This is a genomic window from Colwellia sp. MB3u-55, from assembly GCF_014076785.1.
Classification (GTDB): Bacteria; Pseudomonadota; Gammaproteobacteria; order Enterobacterales; family Alteromonadaceae; genus Colwellia_A.
Genome location: NZ_JACGUS010000113.1, coordinates 58757 through 84841, shown reverse-complemented (window position 1 = coordinate 84841; position 26085 = coordinate 58757). Strand labels below are relative to the sequence as shown.

Genomic DNA, 26085 nt, shown 5'->3' with positions numbered 1-26085 from the left:
ATCATAACTTCGCCCTTTCTTTATATGAGGGCTCGCCAGTTGTAGACCTCCAAAAAGAATGTGCTAACACGCCTTGGGCATCAGTAAAAACCGAATTAACTTTTATAAACGGTTTGGCTAGTGGTACAGCAAATATGTTGGGACCAATTTGGTACCCAAAAACGGTTGAAGTATCGTGTAAATAAAATATAACAACACGCCCTGAGGTGGACAACAAGTTAAATTTAGCTAGTTATTGCAAATTTTAACAACGGTGAGCCTCTTCGTTTTAATGCTCTCATTGATGTTAACTCAGGTATTATCACTGAAAGTTTATCTATGTGAAGTTTAATCATTTTAACTTGTATGAATGCATCTGTGGGGTCATTTTTTGCGCCGCTAGGTGTTAATGCTTTGTGGTAATTTGCGACCGCGGATGGATTCACCGTAAATAAGACGAGGTGGTCATATTTTGCGAACGCATAAATTAAGGAACTTTTTTAAGTTTACACACAATAGCAATTTTCTGATCTGTGTAACGCAGCTTAAGCTCCATTGCCCATTTGCGAATCGCTTCTGGTTTATGTTTTATAATGGTGTAGTGATAGTGTTTGGTGTTTTTTGAGATCTCACATATATCATGTTTATTGTCAGCCCAATCGATACCAATAAGTGCATCGAAATCATCGACGTTATATGCTTTCATTTTTATGCTCCAGCGAGTAAAGTTATAGATGGAATGTGCTTAAGTCTCGTTTCTCGCAGGTCTTATAGATAGTCTTCGTAGGCGATCCCTGAGTATGCGTTTGAAGCGAGTAGCTCTGTTGGTTCGAACGTCTTGTTAGAAACATTGGATGTTTGCCGTTCAATATTCGTAACCAACAGAGTCATATTCCACTTATCAACTATAGTAAATTAATCGATTGACAAATGGATTTGTCCAACTATAAGCAATTCAACAGGACTAAAAAAGCGGGCTGTTTGCTTCGCTCCATTTTAGGCCACTATTTTTAGTCTGTTATTTGGGCTTTAGGGAGCAGAGATAATCTCTGCACATTATTAAGGAGTTGAAAAATGATTAAGTTTTTATTTTTGTGTTTGTGCATAATACCCAATGTTGTATTAGCTGCTAGTGATAAATTTTATGACACAAGTACGATTCAAGAAGTAAAATCTATTTATTGGTTAAATCAAAAGCAAGATAGTGCAATTATTTATGCTAGATGGGAAAATTTTAATTTAATAAAAAATTTTATTGATACTGTAGTATTAATGGGGTCAACAACCAAAAATCCAGTCAACCTAGAAAGTGCTGACATATTGTTGTTAACGTCTCCAAATCAGAATGAATTGTTTAAAGTGTACTTTACTGATGGCTTCATCACTATAAATGGACAATCATATACTGCAGACTCAGCAGTCATTTCTAAGTTTAGAGAAATGAATAAGAGTAGGATTGCTAAGGGGGATTCAATAACTTCCAAGGTATTAAAACGCGTGTTTAAATCAAATGATTAGAGCTGACTGGTGTTAACTGCTTTCTGGCAAGCGTTTAAACGAGCGTTATATGTAAAGGATAGTCATGTTAAAGTTAATAGTTTTAAGCTCAATTTTTATAGTTTCAATTTTTTCACCTGAGGCAAAAAGTGATGAATGTAATCTTACCGGCATTTGGGATCACTCAGCTAAACTGGCAAAACTTTTTATTGATTTAACTAAAGGCGAAATCTCCGTTTATTCTCATAACTTAAACCCTGAGTCTATAGGGTTAGTTGTATTAAAAAGTATTAAGATAGGCTCAACAAAATCTTCTTGGGATGCAAAAATGTATAGTGCAGCAGAAGGTTCATTCGTTGATGTTCAAATAACTGCAAAAAGCTGTGATCAAATAAGTGTCGCGTTTCAAGGCGAAGAAGTATTAGGATTAGTTAGGTAATTTACTATAAGCTATTCAAGCGGAAAAAATATAGTTGGCTATTTGCATATTATTGGCGCGTTATGTTTAAGAACAAACTATTTCTAACAATTAATTCAGAGTATTTTAAGCATAAAAAGCCAATTAAGCAGGAATAAATACAGCGAACTGTTCGTCCTGTTCTATTATAGGCCACAATTTTTAGCCCGGTCATTGGGTGTTATATTACAAGGGATTTTTGTATGAAAAATAATATTATGAACTTTAGTACTTATTTCTACTTGTGGCTGTGCTTCAAAGCAGATAAATCTGGAACCTTCACCATTAAATTACCTTGAAGTTGATCAAAGTTTAATTGAGTTGCTCATTCAGAAAGGATCTAATGCAAAGAAAGTACACTGGGTAAGTTTTATGGTTGACTGCAAAAGTCAGCAACAAGTTGCTGAAATAATATCAAGAGCAAAAATTGTTTGCTTTGACGATGATTACATATTCTATTCTGAAAAAAGGCAACTTTGCTCTTCATCTTTAAGCGCTTATATGAAGTTGAATTTAAGTGAGATTTCTTCATTTAGAGCTAAATTAATGCCCTTAATTCCATCAAACTCATGTGGAACAGTAGGTTGGGGCGCATCGGTAGAAATGTAATATAAGCTATACAAGCAAGGCAAATAACAGTTGGCTCTTAATAGGGCGTTAGGCATCAAATATATACAGGGATAGTGTATGAAATCATATTTAGCATTTATATTTCTCTTGGTAAGCTTTAGCAGTTCAGCCAACGATGAAACTCTATTACCAACAAAGAAAGGACTTTATGATGTTGGTGGTTTTAAACTTTATTTAGAATGCTATGAAAACGATAAACCTAAGTTGATTTTAGAGCAAGGTTATAGCAGAGCAGGCTCGGATGGAGCTTGGATGAATAATGTTAAGCGGTTAAATAAAACTTTCAGTATTTGTTTATACGACCGTTTAGGGTTGGGGAAAAGTGAGAAAGGGCCTGTACCTTTTACCGTTTATGATACGGCAAACTGGTTACATGAATTATTGTCTGTCGCCAATGTTAAACCTCCATATTATTTTGCTGGTGGTTCCTATGCATCCTACATTATTCGAGCTTACAATCATTTATATACCAGTGATGTTTTAGGTGCTGTATTCATTGACCCAGGTATTTATGGGTATTTTCATACAATGGCTACAAGATGGCCTGATGGCTTTGAAACAGAAAATAAAGATTTGCGAGATATAATGGAATTTGAGTTAGGTGTAAAAGACCCTATGTTTAAAAACATGGCTGAAAAAGTAGATCATCTTAAAAGTTATGAGTTAATCACAGCTTCCAAAACTTTTGAAGGTAAGCCTCTTATTGTTCTTTTTTCAAAAACAAGTAAAGATTATATTAACCAAACACCTAGATATGATGAGCCTTTTGTTCCCGACAGTATTGCTAAGCCTATGAATGATTTATATGCTAATGCAATTAACAGTTTTAAAGCTTTATCGACTGATACTAAAATTATTTTTTCTGAATCAAAAAGACATCATCTTCATATAGCAGATCCTGATCTAGTTGTTAGTAATATTGAATCATTGATTGGTGGTCATTGATGCTTAGTAAGGCATTCAAGCAGGCATTTCAACCATTGGTTAGGTGGCGTTAACATTATAATCACCAATTAAAAGCCTCTTAATAGGGCGTTAGCTGTATTTGTAGTATCCTGCTATTTTTTTGAATATTTCTGTTATTTCAGGAGATTGCTCAATTTTTCTTAATTCCAATATTTTATTTTGAGCCTTAAGATATGCTTGTTCAAAGGTTTTATTATCAATTGTGATATCAGTTTTTTTCTGTTTGCCATTTACAATAATTTGAATATGTAAAATTTGTTTTATTGAACCACTTTTATTTTTTAATGTTCGTTTTAGTCCAATAACGGTTCCATCGGGATGAAATATCTTATTTATATCTAACTGCATACGTATTTGACGATATAGTCTTTTTTGAGAGATTTCTTTTTGTCTTTTCTCTGCTAAAATTTTAGCTTTGTCACCATGCTTGGCAATAGAAAAGTATTCTTGAATACCAAAAACCTTATCTTGAACTCTATATCGCTTAACATTTTGTATATTTGGGTGTGCCATGACAGTCATAATTGTAATATTTACCTGCGTTTAATGGAGTTAATTATAAATCGTTCATTCCTTAAACTTATTAGCCAGCAGGATTATAAATATTTTAATGTAATATTCAAGCTTAAATAGAAGACAAAAATGTAGTTTTTTCCTACGTAACAAGTAGATAACATAAAGATAACAAGCCATTTAACAAGGACAAGTAAGAGTTTGCTATTTGCTCCCTCGTCACTTTTTTAACCAACAATTAAAACCTCTTAATGGGGCATTTGGAAGCTAAATGAAAGTTCAGCATATCATCGACGATTTAGAGTCTGTCTTTAGCAAGCAGCCTGAAACAAAAGAGTATGATGTCGCCTTTGCCTGTTACTCAGAAGACGGGTCAGGAAGTATAGAAATTGACTACGTGAAGCCTTTGATTGGGATGATGATGATGAATTTTTTCTTATTCCTGAAAACTGTGCGAAACACTATGAGCGAGAAGCAGTTAAGTATAAAGCAGCGCACTTTGTAGAAGAATTAAAAAACATTAAAATTGAGAACTTTTCAGAATTTAAAACTTATGTAAGAGAAAAGATTAAAATAGCAAAGGACGGTTCTGTTGTTTCATTAAACTCACCTATGTGGGGAACAGGTGTTCACGATGCTGAGAAGTTTGTATATTTCTATCACGGCAAAGAGAGGGCGTAGCTAAAATAATACGGTGATCTCTTTTCTCCATTATATTTTCTTGGTGTTATTTGTAAGCCTTCCACTTCAAGTATTACCGCTAAGCTAGCTGGAATAGGCTAATGATAAAACCAGGTATTTTCCAAAACTTAAACTTGCAGTTTTTTCAGTGTATGTGCTTCTATAGTTAAACAGATATAACTTTGTGTTATTTGGCTTAACGGGTAATCATAATCCTAAACTATCAACAAGATTATAATTTTTGTCTTTTGCGGCCTTATCAATATTGCCTAACGGTTATGATTTTTTAGCTATGAAGCATCAATAGTATAATAAACAACCAGATCTTTCTAAATAACATCATAATTATGAGTAATAGATAGTGTTACTTGGAGTGTTACATTAGCGGTGGGATTTTATAACACAATATAGGTTTGTAAAAAGCGTTATAATTTTGCTAGTTAGTTGTTTGGATTGGCTTTTAGGCATAAAAAAAGACGCCCTAGGACGTCTTGATTTATAAATGTGGTCGGAGTAGCAAGATTCGAACTTGCGACCTCACGTCCCCCAGACGCACGCGCTACCAAGCTGCGCTATACCCCGAATCAGTAAACATTAAGAGGGTTAATCTGTTTACTGTCTGTATAATAATGGTTTAAATACTGATTGCAATATAAAATATAGAAAATCAATCTGTTAGTTTATTTATTGTTCAATTTCTCTACCTGCTTACTAAACTGCTTAATAAAGTTTACCCCATCAATCATTAATGGAAAATCAGAGTTTACCATTATAGGAGCCGCTAATTGTCGAGAGTAGCTTTGGAAATTACCATTTTGATCAATAAACACTGATTTGTCTTTACTAAATACCATCATGCCATCGTCCATGGTATTGGCAATAATACGGTCTTTGGATAACCGCAGAACATTTTTGCCATTACTATAGGTTTTTTCATTAATGTCACAGTTTAACCATTCCTGTATTAAGGTTGGTTGAATATCCATGTGACTGGTTAAATGGCTCACTGTCTTACTTTCACTTTCAGGCAAAATGAGTAACGAAGGTTTAATAGATAAACTGGTCGCCTTGGTCTTGTTACCAACGGAAGTGATCCAAATAATATCTTTAGTTTGTTTTGTTTTTTGTGCTAGTAGCAAAGCATCCATAAACAATTCAAATTGGTAAGTATTACTGTCAGCAAAATAAAATAAATGTAAGCCTACAGGTAAGCTATTAAGCTTATCAGCAAAGACTAGTGATGAAATATTATCAAGTGTCGTTTGCTGATTAAATAAAGGTTCAAAACCTTGTGATTCTAGAACTAGTTCTTTATTTATCTTGTCATCGCCATGGATCATTGTGTATGAACTTGCCAACTTATTTCTGTTTAATAATTGAAAGAGTAAAGGGATTGCCTTTTGTTCTTCCAAGCCTTCTTGATAAATACTTGGCAAGCTGTAAAACAAGTTAAACCACGCGTTTTTGTGTAAGGCGTTATCGATATGATGTTCGAGCGTTAACTGGTTTTGGGTGTTTCTCTGCTTAAATTGCTTGATCTGTTTATCTGTTAAGCTGACATCGTTAACCACCATAAATACTGATTTTTGTATTGGTGTTTGTGAAACACAGGCTTCATTGAGCAGCGGGTATTGCGGAATAGCATTGGTAAAGGCTAGTGGGCTTGTTGTTCTTTCTATATATGCTTCACGGTCAAACATACCGTATTTTGTGAGTAATGTTTTAGCCGTCGATGGGTATGACAAAGGTAATACTGTGTCTTGCCTTAAAATATCATATTCTAAGTTCGCATCAGCCCAAATATGTAATAAGTGGCTAAAGAAAAAAGAACAGACTAAACCGATAACAACAAACTTTGCGAAGACGACTTTCTGTAAGTCTCTTAAATGTTTCCACGCATAATTACTTATAGTTAATTCGAAGGCTAAAATAAATAAGGTTAATACGATACTAACAAACCAAAACATACGGCTGTTATGTTGTATTTGCGTGCTAATTAAATCAACAATTTGTGCACTTGAAGAAGCATTTAGATGGTAACCCAAACTGTTATATATATAAGCATCTAGCAGTAATATTAACAATTGCAGGGTAAAAACCACAGAGGCTATCGCTCGAATAAAACGGGTATGTGGAAATATTAAGGTGATCGGGAATAATATTAAAACAAAAGTCATAAAGGTTAAAAAACCCATATGACTAAACCACGTGGTGATTAAATAAAATTGTCCAAGGAATGTCTCGGGACCTCCTTCACTAAAAATATAAAAGGATGATAATCCAATGGCGGCAATTATATTAAAAAAAGTGAACCAATGGCTCCAACTGATTAGGTGTAACAGGCGCTTGCTATACGTTTTTGAATCAAATGCAACCATAGTTAATTATCATTCTCTTATTATTGTAGTTTATCAGTTCTATATTTTATGAATATAGGGGTAATTATAAGACCGACTTTTTTAAAGCATTAGTGAAATTGGTTACTATATCAGCTCTTTTTGCTTCAGGAATATTTTTATTAATAATTTCTGTTAAGGTATTTCCTAAGCACATCAGCGCTAGATCAGGGGTTGCAGACTCATTAACTAAAACATTATGTAAATCTTGGATAATTTTTTCTACACGTTCATTCGAATACTTGGATACAATAGGCATCTTAAATACTTAATAGGTTATTTGATAGATTGGTACAAGTTTATCAAATGCCTGAACAATATAAAACTGGCCTTTAACTATGAGCTTAATTATTTCAAACATTGCCCTACATTTTTTAACCAAAAAAGAAGAAACCGGTGAAGTTGTACTGCGTTTAGGGCCAGAATCTATCGATATCAGCAATAAGATTGAAAATTTTGTTGATGGACTTCATAAAATCTATAATGCTAAAGCGAGTAAAGCTTACGGACATTTTACCACTATGCCTGCAGTAGGAGATACTGCTCGTTTTGTTGATATTATGGAAAGCTACTTAGGTGAATCACAAAGTTTTTATGCTTTTAGTAGTCAGGCGGCTAATTTATTAAAAAATGAATTGGAAAAATATAACCTGGCTGAAACCGGCTACTTAGTTGTTTGCCACTATGAGTATATGGGTGGTCGTTATTTACTAGCTACAGTGATCCCCGTTTCTGAACATTATTCTGTTGATGGCGAATTGAATATTTCTGCTGACAAACACCTTGATACCGCGCGTATGCAATTAGCAGCGCGTATCGATTTATTTGATTATAAAGAAAATCAGCAAGGTAATAAGTATGTTTCGTTTATCAAAGGTAGAGCGGGTCGTGTTGTTTCTGATTTCTTTTTAGACTTTTTAGGTTGTGAAGAAGGCTTAAATTCCAAAGAACAGACACAAACGTTAGTGCAGGCTGTTGAAGATTATGTTGCTGTTAATCAACTTGATGCGACAGAAAAACAGAATACCCGCAAAGAATTATTGAGTTACTGTAAAGAACAAAAAAGCGCTGCTCAGGATGTCTCCATTCAAGAAATAGGGCAAGTGATCAAGCAAGAGGGCGCTACTCAAGATTTTCATCAATTTTGCCAAGAGCAATCTTATCCGTTGGAAGAATCTTTTCCACATGATCAAACGGTTGTTAATAAAGTCACTAAGTACTCAGGGTATGGTAATGGTATTAGCTTGAGCTTTGAACGCAGCCACTTTGGTGAAGACGTTGTTTACAATGCGGCAAATGAAAGTATCACTATTTATAAAGTCCCCCCAAATTTAAAAGAGCAATTATTAGCGTTATTGCAAACAGCTGATAAGAAAGAGCAAGATGCTCATCAATCTGAAAATACAGAATTTTAAAGTTAGTTAACTAATTTATAGGTATAAAAATGACAACATTAACCATTACTCGCCCAGACGATTGGCATGTACATTTACGCGATGGCGATGCTTTAACGACCACAGTTCCAGATATTAGCCGTTACTTTGGCCGCGCTATTATTATGCCAAACTTAGTTCCTCCCGTTACCAATGCAGAATTAGCGACGCAATATCATCAACGCATTATGGCTGCTAATATAAACGGCTCAAAACAAAGTACGCCATTTCAACCATTAATGGTGCTTTATTTAACTGATAAAACAACCGTACAAGAAATATATGACGCTAAAGCAACGGGTCTTGTTTTTGCGGCTAAGTTGTATCCTGCTGGAGCAACGACAAACTCTTCTTCTGGTGTGACGAGTATTGATAACATCGCTGATGTACTTGTAGCAATGCAAGAAGTGGGCATGCTTTTATTGGTCCACGGCGAAGTGACTGACAGCCATATTGATATATTTGATCGTGAAGCGATATTTATTGAAACTATTTTAACGCCCTTAGTAGCAAAATATACGGATTTAAAAATAGTTTTAGAACATATAACCACTAAAAATGCGGTTGAATTTGTTGAGCAAGCAGGTCATAACGTTGCGGCGACAATTACCGTTCACCATTTATTATTTAATCGTAACGATATGTTAGTTGGCGGGATTAAACCTCATTACTACTGTCTACCTATTTTGAAACGTAATATTCATCAACAAGCATTAATTGCTGCAGCAACTGGAGGGAGTCGTAAGTTTTTCTTAGGAACTGATTCTGCTCCTCACCCACAACATGCCAAAGAATCGGCTTGTGGTTGTGCAGGATCTTATACGGCACATGCAGCAATTGAGCTCTATGCTGAAGCATTTGAAGCAGCAGGGGCCTTGGATAAGTTAGAGGGCTTTGCGAGTTTACATGGGCCAGCATTTTATAATTTACCGGTTAATAGCGATAAAATAACTTTAGAAAAAGCCCAATGGCATGTACCAGCGACTATGTCGTTTGGTCATGATGTTGTTGTGCCAATCCGTGCTAACGATACTATTGCTTGGCAAGTAAAAGACTAGATTTAAATAGGAAGTAATAATGCAATTATTTGTAAATGATTTAACGGTCATTGATTTTTCATACTGTTGCCAGGAACGTGGCATTGTCGGCGAGAGTTGGATCGTTGATGTACTCCTTGATGGTGCTCTCAATGAAATGAGCATGGTGCTTGACTTTGCTGTGGTTAAAAAGCAAATTAAAGCAATTATAGATGATGCTGTTGATCATAAATTATTATTACCGATGAAAAACGAATGTATGACTGTTACTGATTCATTACATCAGAAAAACCATGAATACGTTGATTTTATCAGTGAGCGTGCCAGTTACTATTTACAGTCACCAAAATGTGCTTTTGCTAAAATTACTAGCGATACGATTGATGTAGCATCTGTTACTGAGCATTTAACCGCAATAATTCTTGAGCAATTACCACAAAATGTTCAAGGTCTTAAGCTAACCCTTCGACCAGAGAATATAAGCGGCGATTTTTACCATTACACCCATGGTTTAAAATTACATGACGGAAATTGTCAGCGTATTGCTCATGGTCACCGTTCTACTATTCATATTTTACAAAAAGGTCAACGTGTAGCGGCATTAGAAAAAGCTTGGTGCTTACGTTGGCAAGATATTTATATTGCTTCAGGTGTTGACCGTGTTGCAAAAGCAGATATTGAACTGTCAAATTTTGCTCAACACAATTTGACGCCCGATCACCATTTCTTTTCTTATACCGCGCCACAAGGTCGCTTTGACATCGCGGTTGAGAATAAGGTATTAGACGTTGTCGATTGTGACTCAACCGTTGAGCTTTTAGCCGACTTTATTGCCAGACAATTAGTTGCTGATAATCAACGTGAGGTAACGGTTGTTGCCTTTGAAGGTGTTGGTAAAGGCGCGATTGCAAATGCTTAATACTAAAAACACTAAGCTTATAACTTTATGTTTAATAGGTGTTTTTTTTAGTCAGCACTCGTTTGCTGATATTAAGCTTTCCGGAGAAATAAAGCAGGGCGCTTTAGTTATAGGTAAAACAGCTAATGATAATGTTGTTACCTTTGATGGGAAAGTACTGCCTTTATCTGAGTATGGCGATTATGTTTTTGGATTTAGCCGCGATGATGATAAAACGCATCAATTAGTGATCACTCAGCCAAATGGTGAAAAAGAATTAAAGTCTTTAACACCGGTAAAGCGTCAATACGATATTCAACGTATTGAAGGTATTGCCAAAAAAATAATGAACCCCAATCCAAAAGCTGTTACTCGTTCTAAGCAAGATGGCGCGCAAGTGAGTACAGCCAGACAAACCTTAAGTACTAAAACTGATTTTGCAAAAGGTTTTATTGCACCAATAACAGGCATTATTACGGGTGTCTATGGTAGCCAACGGGTTTTTAATGGTGTACCTAAACGTCCTCATTATGGTTTAGATTACGCAGGAAAAACCGGCGATCCAGTCAAAGCTCCCGCAGCAGGCACTGTGGTAATGTTCGTACCTGATATGTTTTATTCAGGTGGCACCATGATAATCGATCACGGTCATGGTATTACTTCTAGTTTTTTACATTTAAGTAAATCTTACGTTAAAACCGGCGACGAAGTTAAAAAAGGACAAGTTGTTGCTGCCGTTGGCGCTAGTGGCAGAACTACAGGTCCTCATTTAGATTGGCGTATTAATTGGTTTAATATGCGTTTAGATCCCGCCTTAGCGTTAAAAGCTGTTGCCATTAAATAGAAAATATTAACGCGATATTAAGGTCTACATTCATTTATTAAGTCGGTAGTAAGTTATACAAATAAATGAGTGTAGGATTAATTAACCCGTCTTTTTTTACCACTTTCAGCACGTTTCTTATTTTCACTTTGAACATATACCGTATCGGTTGTTGCCATGCTTGCATGACCCAAATCTTCTGAAATATCTTTAAGAGGGCGCCCACGTTCAATTTCCATACTTGCACCGGTATGCCTTAACCAATGGGCAGAAGCTTCTTTCAATTTTAATGCCTTATTTTCACCTTCGGATCTGCGCATATTTTCATGTGCTTGATCGAAAACACTTTGAACTAAACGGCGTAAATGTCGAGATGTCATACCACCTTGGCCACGAACTTTCTCAACAAGAATTGAATTTTCATTACTTGATGGTAAGCCTAATAAACCTCGGGAAGAGCGGTAACGTTCTAAAAAAGGTAAGAAATCAAGAGGAACGGTGATATCACGCAATTTACGGCTTTTTCCAAAGACTTTAAGCCACCAATTTTCATCATCATCTTGCCAAAAGTGTCCCATTGTAGGTGACCAATTTGCACGTTCTGATAGTTCCGAAATTCTTAAAAAAAGAGTTTTTAATGCAGATATAACAAATAAATTTCGTTCAAATAGTGGGTTTTCATCAGCCATTTCAATGGCTGTATCTAAAACATATTGCCATTGGCTAGCGGTTAAGCGTTTAACTTCTTTAACTTGAGAGTCTATTATAAAATGTCGGCAATCTTTTTTAGCTATTTGTGCAGGATTACCAATGCAAAAATCCTCAGCCATTAAATAGTTGTAGAAAACGATAATTGCGGTAAACATTGATGAAAGTGTTTGTTGTGATGGACGATATTTTTTCTTATCGATGATATATTCAGATTTTAGACTTTTAGGTGCTTGGATTTTATATGGGAACCAAAGCTTATTAGCTAAGGAATAACCATTGGATATTTTGAAACGTTCTTGATTTGATGTACCAATCCAAGTAACTGGTGGCTGCCAACAAAAGTCAGCATATTCAAGTAAGTCTGATTTACGTAATTGGTCTATTGGTTTTTTCTTTTCAATAAATGACCATAAAAGAAAACGTTCAACGTCATTTCTAAATCGGTCATAAGTATGTGTAGATTTATTTCTACCAATATAAGTAAGGAAAATTTTCCCCCAATCAAATTGTTCAAGCCACCAAGGTTCATTTGATGAGAATATTTTATCTAACTCTGGGTAGTCATCAAAATCAAAATCACACAAATCAATGTATGGTGGATATAAAGGAACAGGTTTATTTAACAACATTATTTTGAAAACCAAGTAGATAGTACGTATAAAGGCAGTCTAAACCATTATACCCACTATGTCCAATACTGAAGAGTATCGGACATAGTGGGCTATATGAAATCTAGGGAAGTGCTCCCCGTAACTACTTGCAGAATAAAAAACTTCTGATCTGCTATTATAATTTTAATCACCTCTTATTCATTGCATAAACTTGTCGTCTAGCAACGCAATAAATTATGAACGTTATTTTAAATTTATCGCGTTAAGTGTTAAGACGCTATGCCTAGTCGTTGAAATGCAAAAGCACCAATACCTATTAGTACTAATATTAAAACAAGCTTACTCTTAACGGCTGAAGTATTTCTATAAATACGAGGTTTATGCGCTTGTATAATTTTAGCTTCAACACCTTCAATACGGCAATTAACGGCTTTGCTTTTACCGTTAGCTTGCTCTTCTACATCAAAATAAATTAAATCACCTACTTTAGGTTTTCTACTCATCTCTTTTAATGATGATATATGAATAAAGGTATCTTTAGTCAGTTCACTCGATTTAATGAAGCCAAAGCCTTTATTATCTTTCCAACTTGTTAATTGTCCTTTGTGCATCACGGTTCCATTACAGATTTTAGTTATAAACTATAAAAGCTTTTTCTAAGGTAAATATTACAATAATTATCATTAAAAAAGATCAATCGAATATGATCCGACTGATCCTCTTTACTATAACTTAATGTCGTTAATATTACATATGGTCAATAATACAATCACCAAACTCTGAACATGTAACCAGTGTTGCACCATCCATCAAACGTTCAAAATCGTAAGTGACTGTTTTAGCGTTAATAGCACCTGACATACCTTTAAGTAATAAATCAGCGGCTTCAACCCAACCCATATGTCTCAACATCATTTCTGCAGACAAAATAACAGAGCCTGGATTAACTTTGTTCAAACCCGCATATTTTGGTGCTGTGCCATGTGTTGCTTCAAAAATGGCAATATCATCATTCATGTTCGCGCCTGGTGCAATACCAATGCCGCCAACTTGTGCTGCCAATGCGTCAGATATATAGTCACCGTTTAAATTCAATGTTGCGATAACACTGTATTCTGCGGGTCTTAATAAAATTTGCTGTAGCATTGCATCAGCAATAACATCTTTAATGATGATCTCTTTACCTGTTTTTGGGTTTACAAATGAACACCAAGGACCACCCGCAATAAAGTCAGCACCAAATTCATCGCGTGCTAATTGGTAACCCCATTCTTTAAAGGCGCCCTCGGTATACTTCATGATATTACCTTTGTGTACTAAAGTTACCGACTCTCTGTCGTGATCTATAGCATACTGAATGGCTTTTCTCACTAAGCGTTCGGTACCTTCTTTAGATACCGGCTTAATACCGATACCACAGTTTTCGGTGAAACGAATTTTTGTTGCGCCCATTTCATCGGTTAAAAACTTAATCATTTTCTTTGCTTGATCAGAACCCGCTTTATACTCAATACCAGCATAGATATCTTCTGAATTTTCTCGAAAAATAACCATATCTACTTCGCTTGGCTTTTTAACAGGGCTTGGTACACCGGTGAACCATTGTACTGGGCGCTGGCAGACATATAGATCTAATATTTGTCTAAGTGCTACGTTTAATGAACGCATGCCACCACCTACAGGCGTAGTTAACGGCCCTTTTATGCCAACTTTATACTGCTTAAACATTTCTAATGTTTCTTCAGGTAACCATGTTTCTGAATCGTAAACTTGGGTTGCTTTTTCACCGGCATAAACCTCCATCCAGTGGATCTTACGGTCACTGTTATAAGCTTTTTCAACAGCAGCGTTAACAACTTTAATCATTGGCGGTGTTACATCGATGCCAATACCATCACCTTCAATAAAAGGGATAATAGGATTATTCGGGACACATAGCTGCCCATTTTCACAGGTAATGGCTTGACCTTCAGTCGGGATTTTTACGTTCGTAGACATATATGATTCCTCTTCTTTAGCACAATAACGTTAACAGGTATTAACTTTAAAGCTATATTGTTTGAATTATGGATAAAACTGCTTATTTTAGTATAGGTTATCTTTACTTGAATGTTAAAAATAAATGAAAAAGACATGCAACACTAATACAAAATAGATGATATTGACTATAACCGAGGTGAATAATTTAAACAATCGTTTAAATTATGCGTTTGAAAGCTATTAATACCCGCTAATGAAATAAAATAGCTTGGTGAAAGTAAACTATCTTGAGATAATTACTATCAATATTATTTTTTAGGATTGTTGATGAAACTATTAGTACGTAACTTATCTCGCTCTACAACCGAACAAGAAATTCGGATTTTATTTTCAGCTCATGGTGGTGTCACCGAATGTACTTTAGTTTTAGACCAAGAAACGGGAAAATCTAAAGGTTTCGCGTTTGTGGCAATGCCTAATGAAGCAGAAGCTAAAAAAGCGATAAAAGCACTGCACGAAACTAGAATTGGTAGTAATAGAATTAGAGTGAAAATATCTAAGTAAGACTAATTATCATTATTAGCATTCAATAAAAAGGCTGAGTATCAATTAAGATACTCAGCCTTTTTTATCTTTATAACTTAGCTAGTGTTACGTTACAGTAAGCTAGACAATATAGTATTAAACGTTTCGCTTGGACGCATCGCTTTACGCGCTAGGTCAACATCAGCATAATAATAACCGTTAATGTTCATTGATGGACCTTGAGCGGCATTTAATTCAGCAATAATTTTAGCTTCTTGCTTAGTTAATGCTTGAGCAATAGCAGTAAAACTCGCTTTTAACTCTTCATCATTTGTTTGTTCCGCAAGTGCTTGTGCCCAGTACATAGCTAGATAAAAATGGCTACCACGGTTATCTAATTCACCCACTCTACGTGAAGGCGATTTGTTTTCATCGAGGAACTTACCTGTTGCTGAATCTAGCGTATCAGCAAGTACTTGCGCTTTGTTATTCTTGGTATGAACGCTTACATGTTCTAAAGAAGCAGCAAGGGCTAAAAATTCACCCAAAGAATCCCAACGTAAATGGTTTTCTTTTTCAAATTGTTGAACATGCTTAGGTGCTGAACCACCCGCGCCTGTTTCAAATAATCCGCCGCCATTCATTAGTGGCACAATTGAAAGCATTTTAGCGCTGGTGCCTAATTCTAAAATTGGAAATAAATCAGTTAAGTAATCACGTAAAACGTTACCGGTTACTGAAATAGTATCTTCACTCTTAGCGGTTCGCGCTAAAGTAAACTCACAGGCTTTAACGGGTTCTAAAACCTGAATATCTAAACCTGTTGTATCATGGTCAGCTAGATAGGTATTTACCTTTTTAATCATCTCTGCATCATGGCCACGATTTTCATCTAACCAAAATACTGTCGGTACATTAGTGGCTTTAGCACGAGTCACGGCAAGTTTAACCCAATCTTGAATAGGGGCATCTTTAACCTGACACATTCTCCAAATATCACCTTGAGCAACGTTATGTTCTAATAAGGTATCGCCGTTGTCATTAACCACTCGAACTGTACCTTTACCTGTCATGGTAAAGGTTTTGTCATGTGAACCGTATTCTTCAGCTTTTTGCGCCATTAGACCTACGTTTGGCACTGTACCCATTGTTGTTGGGTTGAATGCACCGTTTTCACGACAAAAATCGACAACCGCTGAAAAAACACCAGCGTAGTTACGATCTGGGATCATAAATTTAGTATCTTTTTGATTGCCATCACGATCCCACATCATACCAGAAGCTCTTAAAGCCGCAGGCATTGAAGCATCAATAATGACATCGCTTGGTACATGAAAATTAGTAATACCTTTGTCTGAATCAACCATCGCAACTTCTGGACGTGTGGTATAAACAGCGGCTAAATCGGCTTCAATTTCTTTTTGTTTTTCGCTTGGTAAACGAGATATTTTTGCATACACATCGCCAATACCATTATCAGCATCTACACCAAGTTGTTCGAAAATAGCAGCATGTTTGTCAAAAACATCTTTATAAAAAACTTTGACTGCATAGCCGAACATGATTGGATCTGAAACTTTCATCATGGTTGCTTTTAAGTGAAGAGAAAGTAAAACGCCCTCTTCTTTAGCTTTAGCTGTTTGTGTTTCATAGAATTCAATTAATGCCGCTTTGCTCATTACTGCCGCATCGATAATTTCTTTGTCTAATAATGGTAAGTGTTCTTTTAATAAGGTGACCGCACCATTGTCGCTAACGAATTCAATTTTTACATTGGTTTCGCCATTTATAGTGGTTGATTTTTCACTACCGTAAAAGTCACCCGCTGACATATGAGCAACGTGTGATTTAGAATCTTTTGACCAAGCACCCATAGAATGAGGGTTTTTGCGTGCATATTGTTTAACTGAGCTAGGCGCACGACGGTCTGAGTTACCTTCACGTAAAACAGGATTAACCGCAGAGCCTAAAACTTTTGCGTAAGTAAGCTTAATAGATTGCTCTGCTTCATTTTGTGGTTCAGCTGGGTAGTTTGGTAAGTTATAACCTTTAGCTTGAAGCTCTTTAATAACGGCTTCTAGTTGTGGTATTGAAGCTGAAACATTAGGTAATTTAATGATGTTAGCTTCTGGTGTTTTAGCTAACAGGCCTAATTCTGATAAAGCATCACTTACACGTTGTTCTGCTGTTAAGTATTTTGGAAAGTTCGCTAATACACGGGCCGCAAGTGAAATATCACGCGTTTCAACGTTAATACCAGAAGAAGCCGTAAATGCCTGAATAATTGGTAATAAAGAGTGAGTCGCCAATGCAGGCGCTTCATCGGTAATCGTATAAATTATTTTTGTTGAATCTGAGCTCATTTACTTTCCTATTGCTAATTGCCTAATAAAGTGAAAACACCACTTATTGGCATTATTCATCACTCTATTACTATTAATTATTCCGCGAGAACGCTAAAGCGTATTAAAAATTTATCACTATTTATTCGCGATCTATTTGCCTGAGTAAGTACAGACATAAAAAACCAGTGGCTGTACCACTGGTTAACCTGAGCATTATAAACTTTCAAGTAAGCTTCGTAAACAATATGGCTATAATTACAAATAACTATGTTGTATATGTAGCGATTATTTATTCTAACCAACCTTTATCAATGGCTAGCGAAAACAATAAGGGCGAAAAAGTTTTGTACTTATCATAATTTGACGGACATTTTGCATTTTCTATGTAATGCGCTTTCCATGGATCATTAATTAGCCAAATATTATTATTAGCTACTGCAACGCCTTCTAATGAGGTGTTATCGATAGGCTCCCAATCACTGCATTCGATATTTTTAATACTCACTGGCGCTAAGAAATTCATAGCAATAACTTTCGTTGGTTGTTTCTTTGCCAAATCGATAATCCATAATTGATCATCATTCCTAGCTGCAGCAACGATATAACCAGGGTGATTATCTTTCGATAGATAGTCCATACCATTAATAGGGTGCATACCCTGACTAAATGTCGGTAATAGAACTTCAGTATCAACTACCGGAGCAAATTCATCAGTCGCCCAAAAGTTTTCGTCTAACACCAACGAAAAAATACGCGCTAAACCTTTACTATCTTTTTCCAAACCAAGGTATAACGTGTTGTCTTGACCAAAAGCTAGTCCCTCGATACCATCATTAGAAAAATCACCGACGTTATAACTTGCGTCAAATTGCAAGGGTCTAACATGTGTCATTGATAATATATTATTATCATCAAGCGCTAATCTCACAATAAGTGTCGGGTATGTTGTCGACCCGGTGTTTTGAAAACGCTGTTGACATACCGATGAAAGTTTATCGCTATTACGGGCATCTTCGGTCACTATAATGAAAATTTTATCATTGTTAGGGTCAACCGCTAAAGCTTCAAAATCAGGTTCACCTGCTAGATACGAGGAAAAGCAGCTGGACTTTACCTGGCTAGACATAGTCATGAACAACGATTTTTCTTCTACTAAGCCACTCGTGGGCTCAATAATATGTAATTGTTTTTGCTGAGACTTATCAGCTGAACCATCAGAAAGAGTCAGTAACTTGCCGCGCCATAGCTTTAACGCGGAGGTTTGTGGATCAAACATAACTTGCTGATCAGTTTCTACCAGCCATTTCCCCTTTAAAGTCACTTGCTGATAAATGTTATCATCAGCAAGTACAGTAAAAGCCGAGAGATAGATAGCTATAAAGGGTAGTAGCTTCATTAACAACTCAACCTGTAATTATTTTAAAAGGTGTAATATATTGGTAAGGTCAGATTTGCCTTCAGCAATTTCTTCTTGTGTTAATCCTGACAACTCATGTGGAAATACCAACCACTCATCAGACTCGTGAACGTAGTAGTCTGGTTTGATATCAACCACATTATTGGTTGGCTTATACCAAGGACAAGCAATGCGAACATCAGTTGGCATATTATTACGCGCTAATTTTTCAAGTTGTTTTATTAATGCATCAATACTGCGGCCTGAATCAAAAACATCATCAACAATCAATAAGCCATCAGTCGCATTGGCATTTTCGATAATGTAATGCAAACCATGCACTTTAATTTCTTTACTTTGTTGGTTAATGCCATAGTAAGAAGAAGTACGGACAGCGATATGATCTGTGTCGATATTTTTAAAATCAAAATACTCCTGAACAGCAATACCAACAGGTGCTCCACCACGCCATATGCCTATGATAAATTGTGGACGAAAACCATCTTCAAAGACTTTTGCGGCCAGTCTAAAAGAATCTTCTAGTAATTCTTGTGCGGTGATAAATTTTTTATTCATAGTGGTTGTTTCTTACTGTAAAAGTAGTGTAATGTGGCGAATTATATCAATTCTTGACCGAATGGTTAAGTAAATTATTCAGTGAATTAACGTTTATTATTTACCTGTACTCAAAAAACTTGAGTTTAACTAAGAGAAGTATTAATGCAAAAAACAATATTAACAACTGCTAGTTTACTATTTAGCTTAATGTATGTCTCACCAAGTTACTCTCAAGAACTAAAAGTAGCTTCATGGAATATCGCTTGGTTAGGTTCTCATGAGTATAATAAACGAAAATCAGATGATTATCAGCAATTAGCCGTCTATGCTAAACAACTTGATGCCGATGTGATTGCTTTACAAGAAGTTGAAGATGAAAATTGGGCAAAAATGGTCTTTGGTAACGAATACGATTTTTATTTTTCTACAAAAGACTGGGTACAACGTGTTGGTGTTGCCGTTAAAAAATCAGCGGGCTTAACTGTGGTTGCCAAAGAATATAAAGCATTAAATGTTACCCGTGTCAGACATGGTATGGATTTAACCTTATCTCGAGATGGTAAACAAATCAGGTTACTTGCCGTACACTTAAAGTCTGGTTGTTTTGCTTTGCCACTAGATAGCAAATACCTTGCAGCGATGCCAAGTAGTACAGATAAAGAATTAAGACTAAAAGAAGCCTGCACCACATTAAGTATGCAAATAGACCCACTTGAACGTTGGGTAGATGAACGAGCTAAAGATAATGAAGCCTTTATAGTACTTGGCGATTTTAACCGCAGATTTTCACAAGATGTAAGTCATCAATATGCAGAAGACCAAGGTTTGTGGCAAGCCCTTGACGATGAAGGCAATGAAGCGCTTTGGACACCAACGATGACAAAAGAGTCTGCTTGTTGGGGCGGTTACTACAAAGATTATATCGACCATATAGTTTTTAACCCTAGCGCTAAAAACATGTATGTCGAAAACTCTTTTGAACAATTAGTTTTCAAAGAAAAATATACTCGCGAGCTTGCAAATACATTAACAGACCATTGCCCTATTTCGGTTAAAGTCCAGCTTTAAACATTTAGTAAGGATTTTGAGCTAGAATAGACGACAGACATAAACCGTTGCTAGTGTTAACTAGCAACACTTTATATTATCAGGACAATAGACCCATATGTATAATAAGCAACTGCCACTTATAGATCTTCACCGACATTTAGACGGAAACATTCGACCTCAAACTGTTTGGCAATTAGCTCAGAAAAATAATATTGCTTTACCTGAAACTAATTTTGAAGACTTTTTACCTCATATTAAAATTACAGACAATGAAGCCGACCTGCTCGCTTTTTTAAAGAAGTTAGATTGGGGCGTGCAAGTACTTTCTTCATTAGATGATGTTATTCGTATCGGTTATGAAAATGTTGAAGATGCTTATCTGGCTAATATTGATTATGCAGAATTACGTTTTTCACCTTTTTATATGGCAATGACCCACAAACTCCCTATTGAAGGTGTTGTGGAAGCGATTATTGAAGGCGTTAACCAAGGCCGTAAAAAGTACCCGACCAAAATAAATTTAATTGGTATTTTGAGCCGTACTTTTGGAGTAGACAACTGCGATACTGAGCTTAACGCCCTTTTAGCCTATAAAGATAATATTGTTGCACTTGATTTAGCGGGTGACGAGTATAATTTTCCTGGTAGCCTTTTTGAAAGTCATTTCAAGAAAGCATCCCATGCGGGGTTGCAAGTAACCGTGCATGCGGGTGAAGCGGCTGGACCAGAAAGCGTTTGGCATGCTATAGAAAAACTAGGAGCCACCAGAATTGGTCATGGCGTCGCTTGTATAAAAGATCAAAAGCTAATGGACTACATGCTTAAACATAACATTGGTCTTGAGTCTTGCCTGACATCTAATTATCAAACAGGTACGATAAAAGATTTAAGTCAGCACCCCGTAAAAACCTTTTTAGCAAATGGCCTTAATGTTTGTTTAAATACCGATGACCCTGCAGTTGAGAATATTGAGCTTGAAGATGAATTTAACCTTGCCAGTAACTTACTTAAACTCAGTGAAACACAAATAACGCAATTACAAAGCAATGCCATTGAAATGAGTTTTTTAAGCCATGATGAAAAACAAATATTACGCCAATTAAAACTATAGCGTAAAGATAATATTGCTATCAATCACACAGTGATTATAAATTTCATTGGTTGTTGTTAACCTTAATGATTAATAGGTAATTGATCGTTACAGTACTTAGTATTATTATACCCATATTAACTTTTAGGCGACTTTTAAATAGTCGCCATAAACATTTTTTCAGTAAAAAACCCTTGATAGCAGTTTGATCCCATCAGGTCTGGCTAGAAACTTACTGAGTTACACTTAAAAACTAAAGGATAACTCTTATGCCAACTCCACATATTGAAGCTCAAGCAGGCGACTTTGCAAAAACTGTATTAATGCCGGGCGACCCACTTCGCGCTAAATATATTGCTGATAATTTTTTAGAAAATGTTAAATGCGTTACACGTGTTCGAAACATGTTTGGCTACACGGGCACCTATAAAGGCAAGCCTATCTCAGTAATGGGTTCTGGAATGGGGATCCCTAGCGTTTCAATATACGCGACTGAATTATACAAAGACTACGGCGTTGAAAGTATTATTCGTATTGGTTCTTGTGGCGCTGTTCGTGATGACATTAAAGTACGTGATATTGTTATTGGTATGGCAGCAAGTACCGACTCTAACGTTAACAGACAGCGTTTTCATGGCGTTGATTTTGCCGCATGTGCAGACTTTTCATTGTTAAAAAGTGTTGTTGATACGGCTGAACGTTTGAATAAACCTGTCCGCGTTGGTAATATTTTTACGGCTGATTTATTTTATACTCCGCAGCCTGAAATGTTTACCACTATGGAAAAGTATGGAATTTTAGCGGTAGAAATGGAAGCGGCTGGCCTTTATGGCGTTGCAGCCGAATACGGTAAAAAAGCTTTAACGGTATTAACCGTAAGCGATCATATTAAAACCGGTGAACAAACTACCGCAGATGAGCGCGAAACCACCTTTAAAGACATGATGGAATTAACCTTAGAAAGTATCCTATAACGTTATATTCGTTCATCCTGAACATAAAAAAGGGGGTAGCATTTTTGCTAACCCCTTTTTTATAACCATTATTTACACGAATAACAGCTTTTTAATCAAACCCACTTCGCTACTTATTGTTAAAGTTAAGCTCAGTTAGAAAGCTGGTGCCGTAATCCATTTTATCAACATTAAACATTTCAGCTATGGTTTGCCCTAAATCAGCAAAGGTTGTTCGTTTACCTAAATTTACCGAAGCAATATTGTGATGATAAGCCAATACTGGCACATACTCACGGGTATGGTCGCTACCTGGCCAAGTTGGATCACATCCATGGTCAGCGGTTAAAAACAGCACATCGTTATCGGTCATCGCATTGAGTACTTCAGGGATACGTAGATCGAAGGCTTCAAGTTCTTGTGCATAGCCGACCGGGTTACGTCTATGGCCAAAATCTTGGTCGAAATTAACCAAATTAGTAAATATTAACGAATTATCTGCTGCACTATTAAGATGTTTAATACTGGCATCGAGTAAAGCATCTAAGCCCGTCGCTTTGGTTTTTTCGCTAATACCTTGATGGGCAAAAATGTCAGCAATTTTACCGACACTGATCACATGCGTACCGGCATCAAAAATTTTATCTAATACGGTTGGTGCTGGAGGTAATACCGAATAATCGCGGCGGTTACCTGTTCGAGCAAAATTGTCTGGGTTGTCACCGATAAAAGGCCTGGCAATAACTCGCCCTATATTAAGGCCTTCAAGTTCTGCTCTTACTGTTTCACAATACTTATAAAGATTGTCTAGACCAAAATGTTCTTCATGTGCGGCAACCTGAAAAACGCTATCTGCTGAGGTATAACAAATAGGTAAGCCAGTTTTGATATGCTCTTGTCCTAACTTTTCTAAGATAACCGTACCTGAGGCATGACAATTGCCAAGCATGTCGCTAAAGCCAGTGGCTTTGTTAACTTTATCTATTAGGTCAACCGGAAAGGCTTTTTCTTTATTGGTGAAATATCCCCAATCAAAGAGAACCGGCACACCTGCCATTTCCCAATGACCACTTGGGGTATCTTTACCTGTGCTTATCTCTTGTGCGTAACCATAAGCCCCTTTTTGAGGTTCACCACCTTGCTGTGGAAAATCGGTATTGGACGCCTCATGGCAAGCTTTAAATAAGCCCAAACTTGCCAAATTTGGTAAGTTTATCGCTTTTCCAGTCTCTGCATAATATGCTTTAGCGAGGTTAGCAAGGGTATTTGCGCCTACATCACCAAACTCAGCTGCGTCAGCAGAGTAACCGATACCAAAACTGTCTATCACTAAAACTATTGCGCGGGCCATAGCATTTCCTTTATGATCATTTTTTCAATATATATTCATAAATAGCAGAATAAAACATGACCACATGGTCAAGTTGTGCTAATTTACCATCTTTTGAAAATGGGGTAAATGATGCTTTAAAATATACGCGAATAAAGTAACGTATTTTTGATCATTTAACCGTAAAAGTATAAAATTAGCGTTAATTACTATCACATTATCACTAATGATAGGATTAAAACCATTTCTGAAGCTGAATTATCGACAGGCATAAACAATTGAACGCAAATAAACCGACAATCATTACAATCACAGGTCCTTCTGCATCGGGTAAAACCCTTTTTGCGCATACTATTCACGACGAACTTATCGATGAATTAGGTGAAGACGGTATTTCTATTCTAAGTGAAGACGCTTACTATCGCGATCAATCTCATTTGTCGATGTCTGAGCGTGAACAAACAAACTATGATAATCCCAGTGCCTTTGAACATGACTTGTTAACTGAGCACTTAAAAAACATCACTGAAAATAAATCTATCGACGTACCTATTTACTGTTATAAAACGCATACACGTTTAAATGAAACACGGGTATTTACCCCAACGAAGATTGTGCTTGTTGAAGGTATTTTACTGCTTTCAAACAAAGCACTTAGAGATCAGTTTGATATAAAAGTCTATATGGATACGCCTCTTGATATTTGTCTAGTTCGACGAATTAAACGTGATTTAACCGAGCGAAATAGAAGTGTTGAGTCTGTAACAAATCAATACTTAGAAACCGTTAGACCTATGTATTATCAATTTATTGAACCCTCTAAAGCTTGGGCTGATATAGTGATCACACGAGGCGGAAAAAACAGAATGGCGATAGAAGTACTTAAAGCAAAAATTCGTCAACTGTCAAAATTACCATTACAAAAATAGCAATAATAATAACAATAACAATAAAAAATATTAAGGGGTATGTATGGATTTTGCTGCATTTAGAGGGGTAATAGGCATATTTGTTTTATTAGCCATTGCCTATGGAATTTCTAAAAGTAGAAAGGACATTAATTTACGTACGGTAGGTTTTGCATTTTTGCTACAACTATTACTCGGTGCGTTTGTTTTATATGTCCCTTTTGGCAAAGACGTATTGACCACGATTACTTCAAGCGTTCAAAGTGTTATTGATAGTGCTAAGGTCGGTATTAACTTCCTCTTTGGTGGCTTAGGCACAGATGCTATGTACGATAATGGTGTTGGTTTTGTTTTTGCTGTGCGTGTTTTACCTAATATTATTTTCTTTTCTTCGTTAATCGCCGTACTTTATTATCTGGGTATTATGCAGTGGGTTATAAAAATTATTGGTGGTAGTTTACAAAAACTCTTACAAACCAGTAAACCTGAGTCACTATCAGCGACTGCCAATATCTTTGTTGGCCAAACAGAAGCGCCCTTAGTTGTTCGACCTTACATTGCTAAAATGACTCAGTCTGAACTATTCGCCATTATGGTTGGTGGCTTAGCCTCTGTTGCAGGTTCTATTATGGCGGGTTATGCGGGTTTAGGCATAGAGCTTAAATACCTAATAGCGGCGTCGTTTATGGCGGCACCAGGTGGCTTACTCATGGCTAAAATCATTTGCCCTGAAACAGAGCCTGAAAAAATTGTTCAAGACTCCGTAGACTTTGATGAAGGCGATGAAAAGCCTGCTAATGTTATTGATGCTGCTGCATCTGGCGCGGCATCTGGGTTAAAACTTGCGGTTAATGTGGGTGCGATGTTATTAGCTTTTATTGCTTTAATTGCTCTCCTGAATACGATTGTTGGTGGTATTAGTGGTTTGTTTGGATTCGATAATATTACCATCGAACTTATTTTAGGCTACGTGTTTGCTCCTTTCGCTTTCATTATTGGTGTACCGGTTAATGAAATGCTACAAGCAGGCAGTTTTATTGGCCAAAAAATTGTGGTCAATGAATTTTTTGCTTATGTTAATTTCGTTGAAATTAAAGATACACTTTCACCGGTAACCCAAGCCATCGTCACCTTTGCATTGTGTGGCTTTGCTAACTTATCTTCCATCGCAATCTTGTTAGGTGGTATTGGTTCAATGGCACCTAGTCGCCGACGTGATATCGCGCGGCTTGGCATGCATGCTATGTTAGCGGCGACCTTAGCTAATTTAATGAGCGCAGCTATTGCTGGCGTATTCATTTCTTTATAAATAATTGAT

26 protein-coding genes, 1 tRNA gene and 1 pseudogene are annotated in these 26085 nt (G+C 36.4%); 16 read left to right on the top strand and 12 right to left on the bottom strand.

What is annotated here, in order from left to right:
• Positions 1-185 (top strand): Bor family protein (locus H4J66_RS09990; RefSeq protein WP_220463272.1); only part of this gene is annotated, 185 nt, incomplete at its 5' end.
• Between the two features lie 281 nt (positions 186-466).
• Here H4J66_RS09990 and H4J66_RS09980 read toward each other — a convergent pair.
• Positions 467-685 carry a hypothetical protein gene (locus H4J66_RS09980; RefSeq protein WP_182173910.1) on the bottom strand — a complete coding sequence of 73 codons (219 nt, stop codon included), beginning with the start codon at positions 683-685 and terminating at the stop codon, positions 467-469.
• 368 nt (positions 686-1053) lie between these two features.
• On the opposite strand from H4J66_RS09980, the gene H4J66_RS09975 reads away from it, so the two are divergent.
• The 4 genes from H4J66_RS09975 to H4J66_RS09960 all read left to right on the top strand — a co-directional run bounded on the left by H4J66_RS09975 (position 1054) and on the right by H4J66_RS09960 (position 3508).
• Positions 1054-1497, top strand: coding sequence for a hypothetical protein (locus tag H4J66_RS09975; protein WP_182173907.1), 444 nt, complete (start codon positions 1054-1056; stop codon positions 1495-1497).
• A gap of 64 nt (positions 1498-1561) precedes the next feature.
• Positions 1562-1915 (top strand): hypothetical protein, encoded by a 354-nt coding sequence (locus H4J66_RS09970; RefSeq protein ID WP_182173904.1) that lies wholly within the window; start codon positions 1562-1564, stop codon positions 1913-1915.
• A gap of 252 nt (positions 1916-2167) precedes the next feature.
• Positions 2168-2542 carry a ribonuclease E inhibitor RraB gene (locus H4J66_RS09965; RefSeq protein WP_310650651.1) on the top strand — a complete coding sequence of 125 codons (375 nt, stop codon included), beginning with the start codon at positions 2168-2170 and terminating at the stop codon, positions 2540-2542.
• Between the two features lie 78 nt (positions 2543-2620).
• Positions 2621-3508 carry an alpha/beta fold hydrolase gene (locus H4J66_RS09960; RefSeq protein ID WP_182173898.1) on the top strand — a complete coding sequence of 296 codons (888 nt, stop codon included), beginning with the start codon at positions 2621-2623 and terminating at the stop codon, positions 3506-3508.
• Positions 3509-3598: 90 nt separating this feature from the next.
• On the opposite strand, the gene H4J66_RS09955 is transcribed toward H4J66_RS09960, so the two are convergent.
• Positions 3599-4042, bottom strand: a complete 444-nt coding sequence (locus H4J66_RS09955) for a hypothetical protein (RefSeq protein ID WP_182173895.1) — start codon at positions 4040-4042, stop codon at positions 3599-3601.
• A gap of 271 nt (positions 4043-4313) precedes the next feature.
• Between H4J66_RS09955 and H4J66_RS09950 the strand changes: the two genes are divergently transcribed.
• Positions 4314-4547: a hypothetical protein gene (locus H4J66_RS09950; protein WP_182173892.1), complete on the top strand. Its 234-nt coding sequence runs from the start codon at positions 4314-4316 to the stop codon at positions 4545-4547.
• A 681-nt stretch (positions 4548-5228) separates the two neighbouring features.
• Here H4J66_RS09950 and H4J66_RS09945 read toward each other — a convergent pair.
• The 3 genes from H4J66_RS09945 to H4J66_RS09935 all read right to left on the bottom strand — a co-directional run bounded on the left by H4J66_RS09945 (position 5229) and on the right by H4J66_RS09935 (position 7378).
• Positions 5229-5305: transfer RNA gene (locus H4J66_RS09945), tRNA-Pro, on the bottom strand.
• Between the two features lie 98 nt (positions 5306-5403).
• A complete protein-coding gene (locus H4J66_RS09940; RefSeq protein ID WP_182173889.1) occupies positions 5404-7101 on the bottom strand; it encodes a DUF3413 domain-containing protein in 1698 nt (565 codons plus the stop codon).
• A gap of 64 nt (positions 7102-7165) precedes the next feature.
• Entirely contained in the window at positions 7166-7378 is a 213-nt protein-coding gene (locus H4J66_RS09935) for a DUF1414 domain-containing protein (RefSeq protein ID WP_070373583.1), read from the bottom strand.
• Between the two features lie 79 nt (positions 7379-7457).
• Here H4J66_RS09935 and yejK point away from each other — a divergent pair, with 79 nt between their 5' ends.
• From yejK to H4J66_RS09915, 4 genes are read left to right on the top strand one after another with little or no spacing between them, the layout of a single operon-like run.
• Positions 7458-8534 (top strand): nucleoid-associated protein YejK, encoded by a 1077-nt coding sequence (gene yejK, locus H4J66_RS09930; protein WP_182173886.1) that lies wholly within the window; start codon positions 7458-7460, stop codon positions 8532-8534.
• Between the two features lie 29 nt (positions 8535-8563).
• Positions 8564-9610 carry a dihydroorotase gene (pyrC, locus tag H4J66_RS09925; RefSeq protein ID WP_182173883.1) on the top strand — a complete coding sequence of 349 codons (1047 nt, stop codon included), beginning with the start codon at positions 8564-8566 and terminating at the stop codon, positions 9608-9610.
• 19 nt (positions 9611-9629) lie between these two features.
• The gene (locus H4J66_RS09920) at positions 9630-10508 is read left to right on the top strand and encodes a 6-carboxytetrahydropterin synthase (protein WP_182173880.1); all 879 of its coding nucleotides are present in this window, start codon (positions 9630-9632) and stop codon (positions 10506-10508) included.
• Complete coding sequence (locus H4J66_RS09915; RefSeq protein ID WP_182173877.1) at positions 10501-11331, top strand: M23 family metallopeptidase; 831 nt, start codon at positions 10501-10503, stop codon at positions 11329-11331. Before H4J66_RS09920 ends, H4J66_RS09915 begins: the two co-directional genes overlap by 8 nt.
• A 77-nt stretch (positions 11332-11408) precedes the next feature.
• Here the strand turns inward: H4J66_RS09915 and H4J66_RS09910 are convergent, their stop codons facing one another.
• The 3 genes and pseudogenes from H4J66_RS09910 to icd all read right to left on the bottom strand — a co-directional run bounded on the left by H4J66_RS09910 (position 11409) and on the right by icd (position 14630).
• Positions 11409-12650 carry a tyrosine-type recombinase/integrase gene (locus H4J66_RS09910; protein ID WP_182173874.1) on the bottom strand — a complete coding sequence of 414 codons (1242 nt, stop codon included), beginning with the start codon at positions 12648-12650 and terminating at the stop codon, positions 11409-11411.
• Positions 12651-13027: 377 nt separating this feature from the next.
• Positions 13028-13243, bottom strand: a pseudogene (locus tag H4J66_RS20370) (cold shock domain-containing protein); the annotation flags it as partial.
• Positions 13244-13379: 136 nt separating this feature from the next.
• A complete protein-coding gene (gene icd, locus H4J66_RS09900) occupies positions 13380-14630 on the bottom strand; it encodes an NADP-dependent isocitrate dehydrogenase (protein WP_182173866.1) in 1251 nt (416 codons plus the stop codon).
• A gap of 309 nt (positions 14631-14939) precedes the next feature.
• Here icd and H4J66_RS09895 point away from each other — a divergent pair, with 309 nt between their 5' ends.
• On the top strand, positions 14940-15176 hold the full coding sequence (locus H4J66_RS09895; RefSeq protein WP_070373576.1) for an RNA-binding protein: 237 nt from the start codon (positions 14940-14942) through the stop codon (positions 15174-15176).
• Positions 15177-15268: 92 nt separating this feature from the next.
• Here the strand turns inward: H4J66_RS09895 and H4J66_RS09890 are convergent, their stop codons facing one another.
• From H4J66_RS09890 to H4J66_RS09880, 3 genes are all read right to left on the bottom strand, one after another.
• On the bottom strand, positions 15269-17500 hold the full coding sequence (locus H4J66_RS09890; RefSeq protein ID WP_182173863.1) for an NADP-dependent isocitrate dehydrogenase: 2232 nt from the start codon (positions 17498-17500) through the stop codon (positions 15269-15271).
• Positions 17501-17771: 271 nt separating this feature from the next.
• Positions 17772-18878 (bottom strand): hypothetical protein, encoded by a 1107-nt coding sequence (locus H4J66_RS09885; protein ID WP_182173860.1) that lies wholly within the window; start codon positions 18876-18878, stop codon positions 17772-17774.
• Between the two features lie 18 nt (positions 18879-18896).
• A complete protein-coding gene (locus H4J66_RS09880; protein ID WP_182173857.1) occupies positions 18897-19454 on the bottom strand; it encodes a phosphoribosyltransferase in 558 nt (185 codons plus the stop codon).
• A 144-nt stretch (positions 19455-19598) separates the two neighbouring features.
• Between H4J66_RS09880 and H4J66_RS09875 the strand changes: the two genes are divergently transcribed.
• From H4J66_RS09875 to deoD, 3 genes are all read left to right on the top strand, one after another.
• The gene (locus H4J66_RS09875) at positions 19599-20504 is read left to right on the top strand and encodes an endonuclease/exonuclease/phosphatase family protein (RefSeq protein WP_070373572.1); all 906 of its coding nucleotides are present in this window, start codon (positions 19599-19601) and stop codon (positions 20502-20504) included.
• 97 nt (positions 20505-20601) lie between these two features.
• Positions 20602-21597: an adenosine deaminase gene (gene add, locus H4J66_RS09870; protein ID WP_182173854.1), complete on the top strand. Its 996-nt coding sequence runs from the start codon at positions 20602-20604 to the stop codon at positions 21595-21597.
• A gap of 248 nt (positions 21598-21845) precedes the next feature.
• Positions 21846-22550: a purine-nucleoside phosphorylase gene (deoD, locus tag H4J66_RS09865; RefSeq protein WP_182173851.1), complete on the top strand. Its 705-nt coding sequence runs from the start codon at positions 21846-21848 to the stop codon at positions 22548-22550.
• Positions 22551-22659: 109 nt separating this feature from the next.
• Here deoD and H4J66_RS09860 read toward each other — a convergent pair whose 3' ends face one another.
• Positions 22660-23880, bottom strand: a complete 1221-nt coding sequence (locus H4J66_RS09860; protein WP_182173848.1) for a phosphopentomutase — start codon at positions 23878-23880, stop codon at positions 22660-22662.
• Positions 23881-24137: 257 nt separating this feature from the next.
• On the opposite strand from H4J66_RS09860, the gene udk reads away from it, so the two are divergent.
• Positions 24138-24788 (top strand): uridine kinase, encoded by a 651-nt coding sequence (udk, locus tag H4J66_RS09855; protein WP_070373568.1) that lies wholly within the window; start codon positions 24138-24140, stop codon positions 24786-24788.
• A 43-nt stretch (positions 24789-24831) separates the two neighbouring features.
• Complete coding sequence (locus tag H4J66_RS09850) at positions 24832-26076, top strand: NupC/NupG family nucleoside CNT transporter (RefSeq protein WP_182173845.1); 1245 nt, start codon at positions 24832-24834, stop codon at positions 26074-26076.
• Positions 26077-26085: the final 9 nt, after the last annotated feature.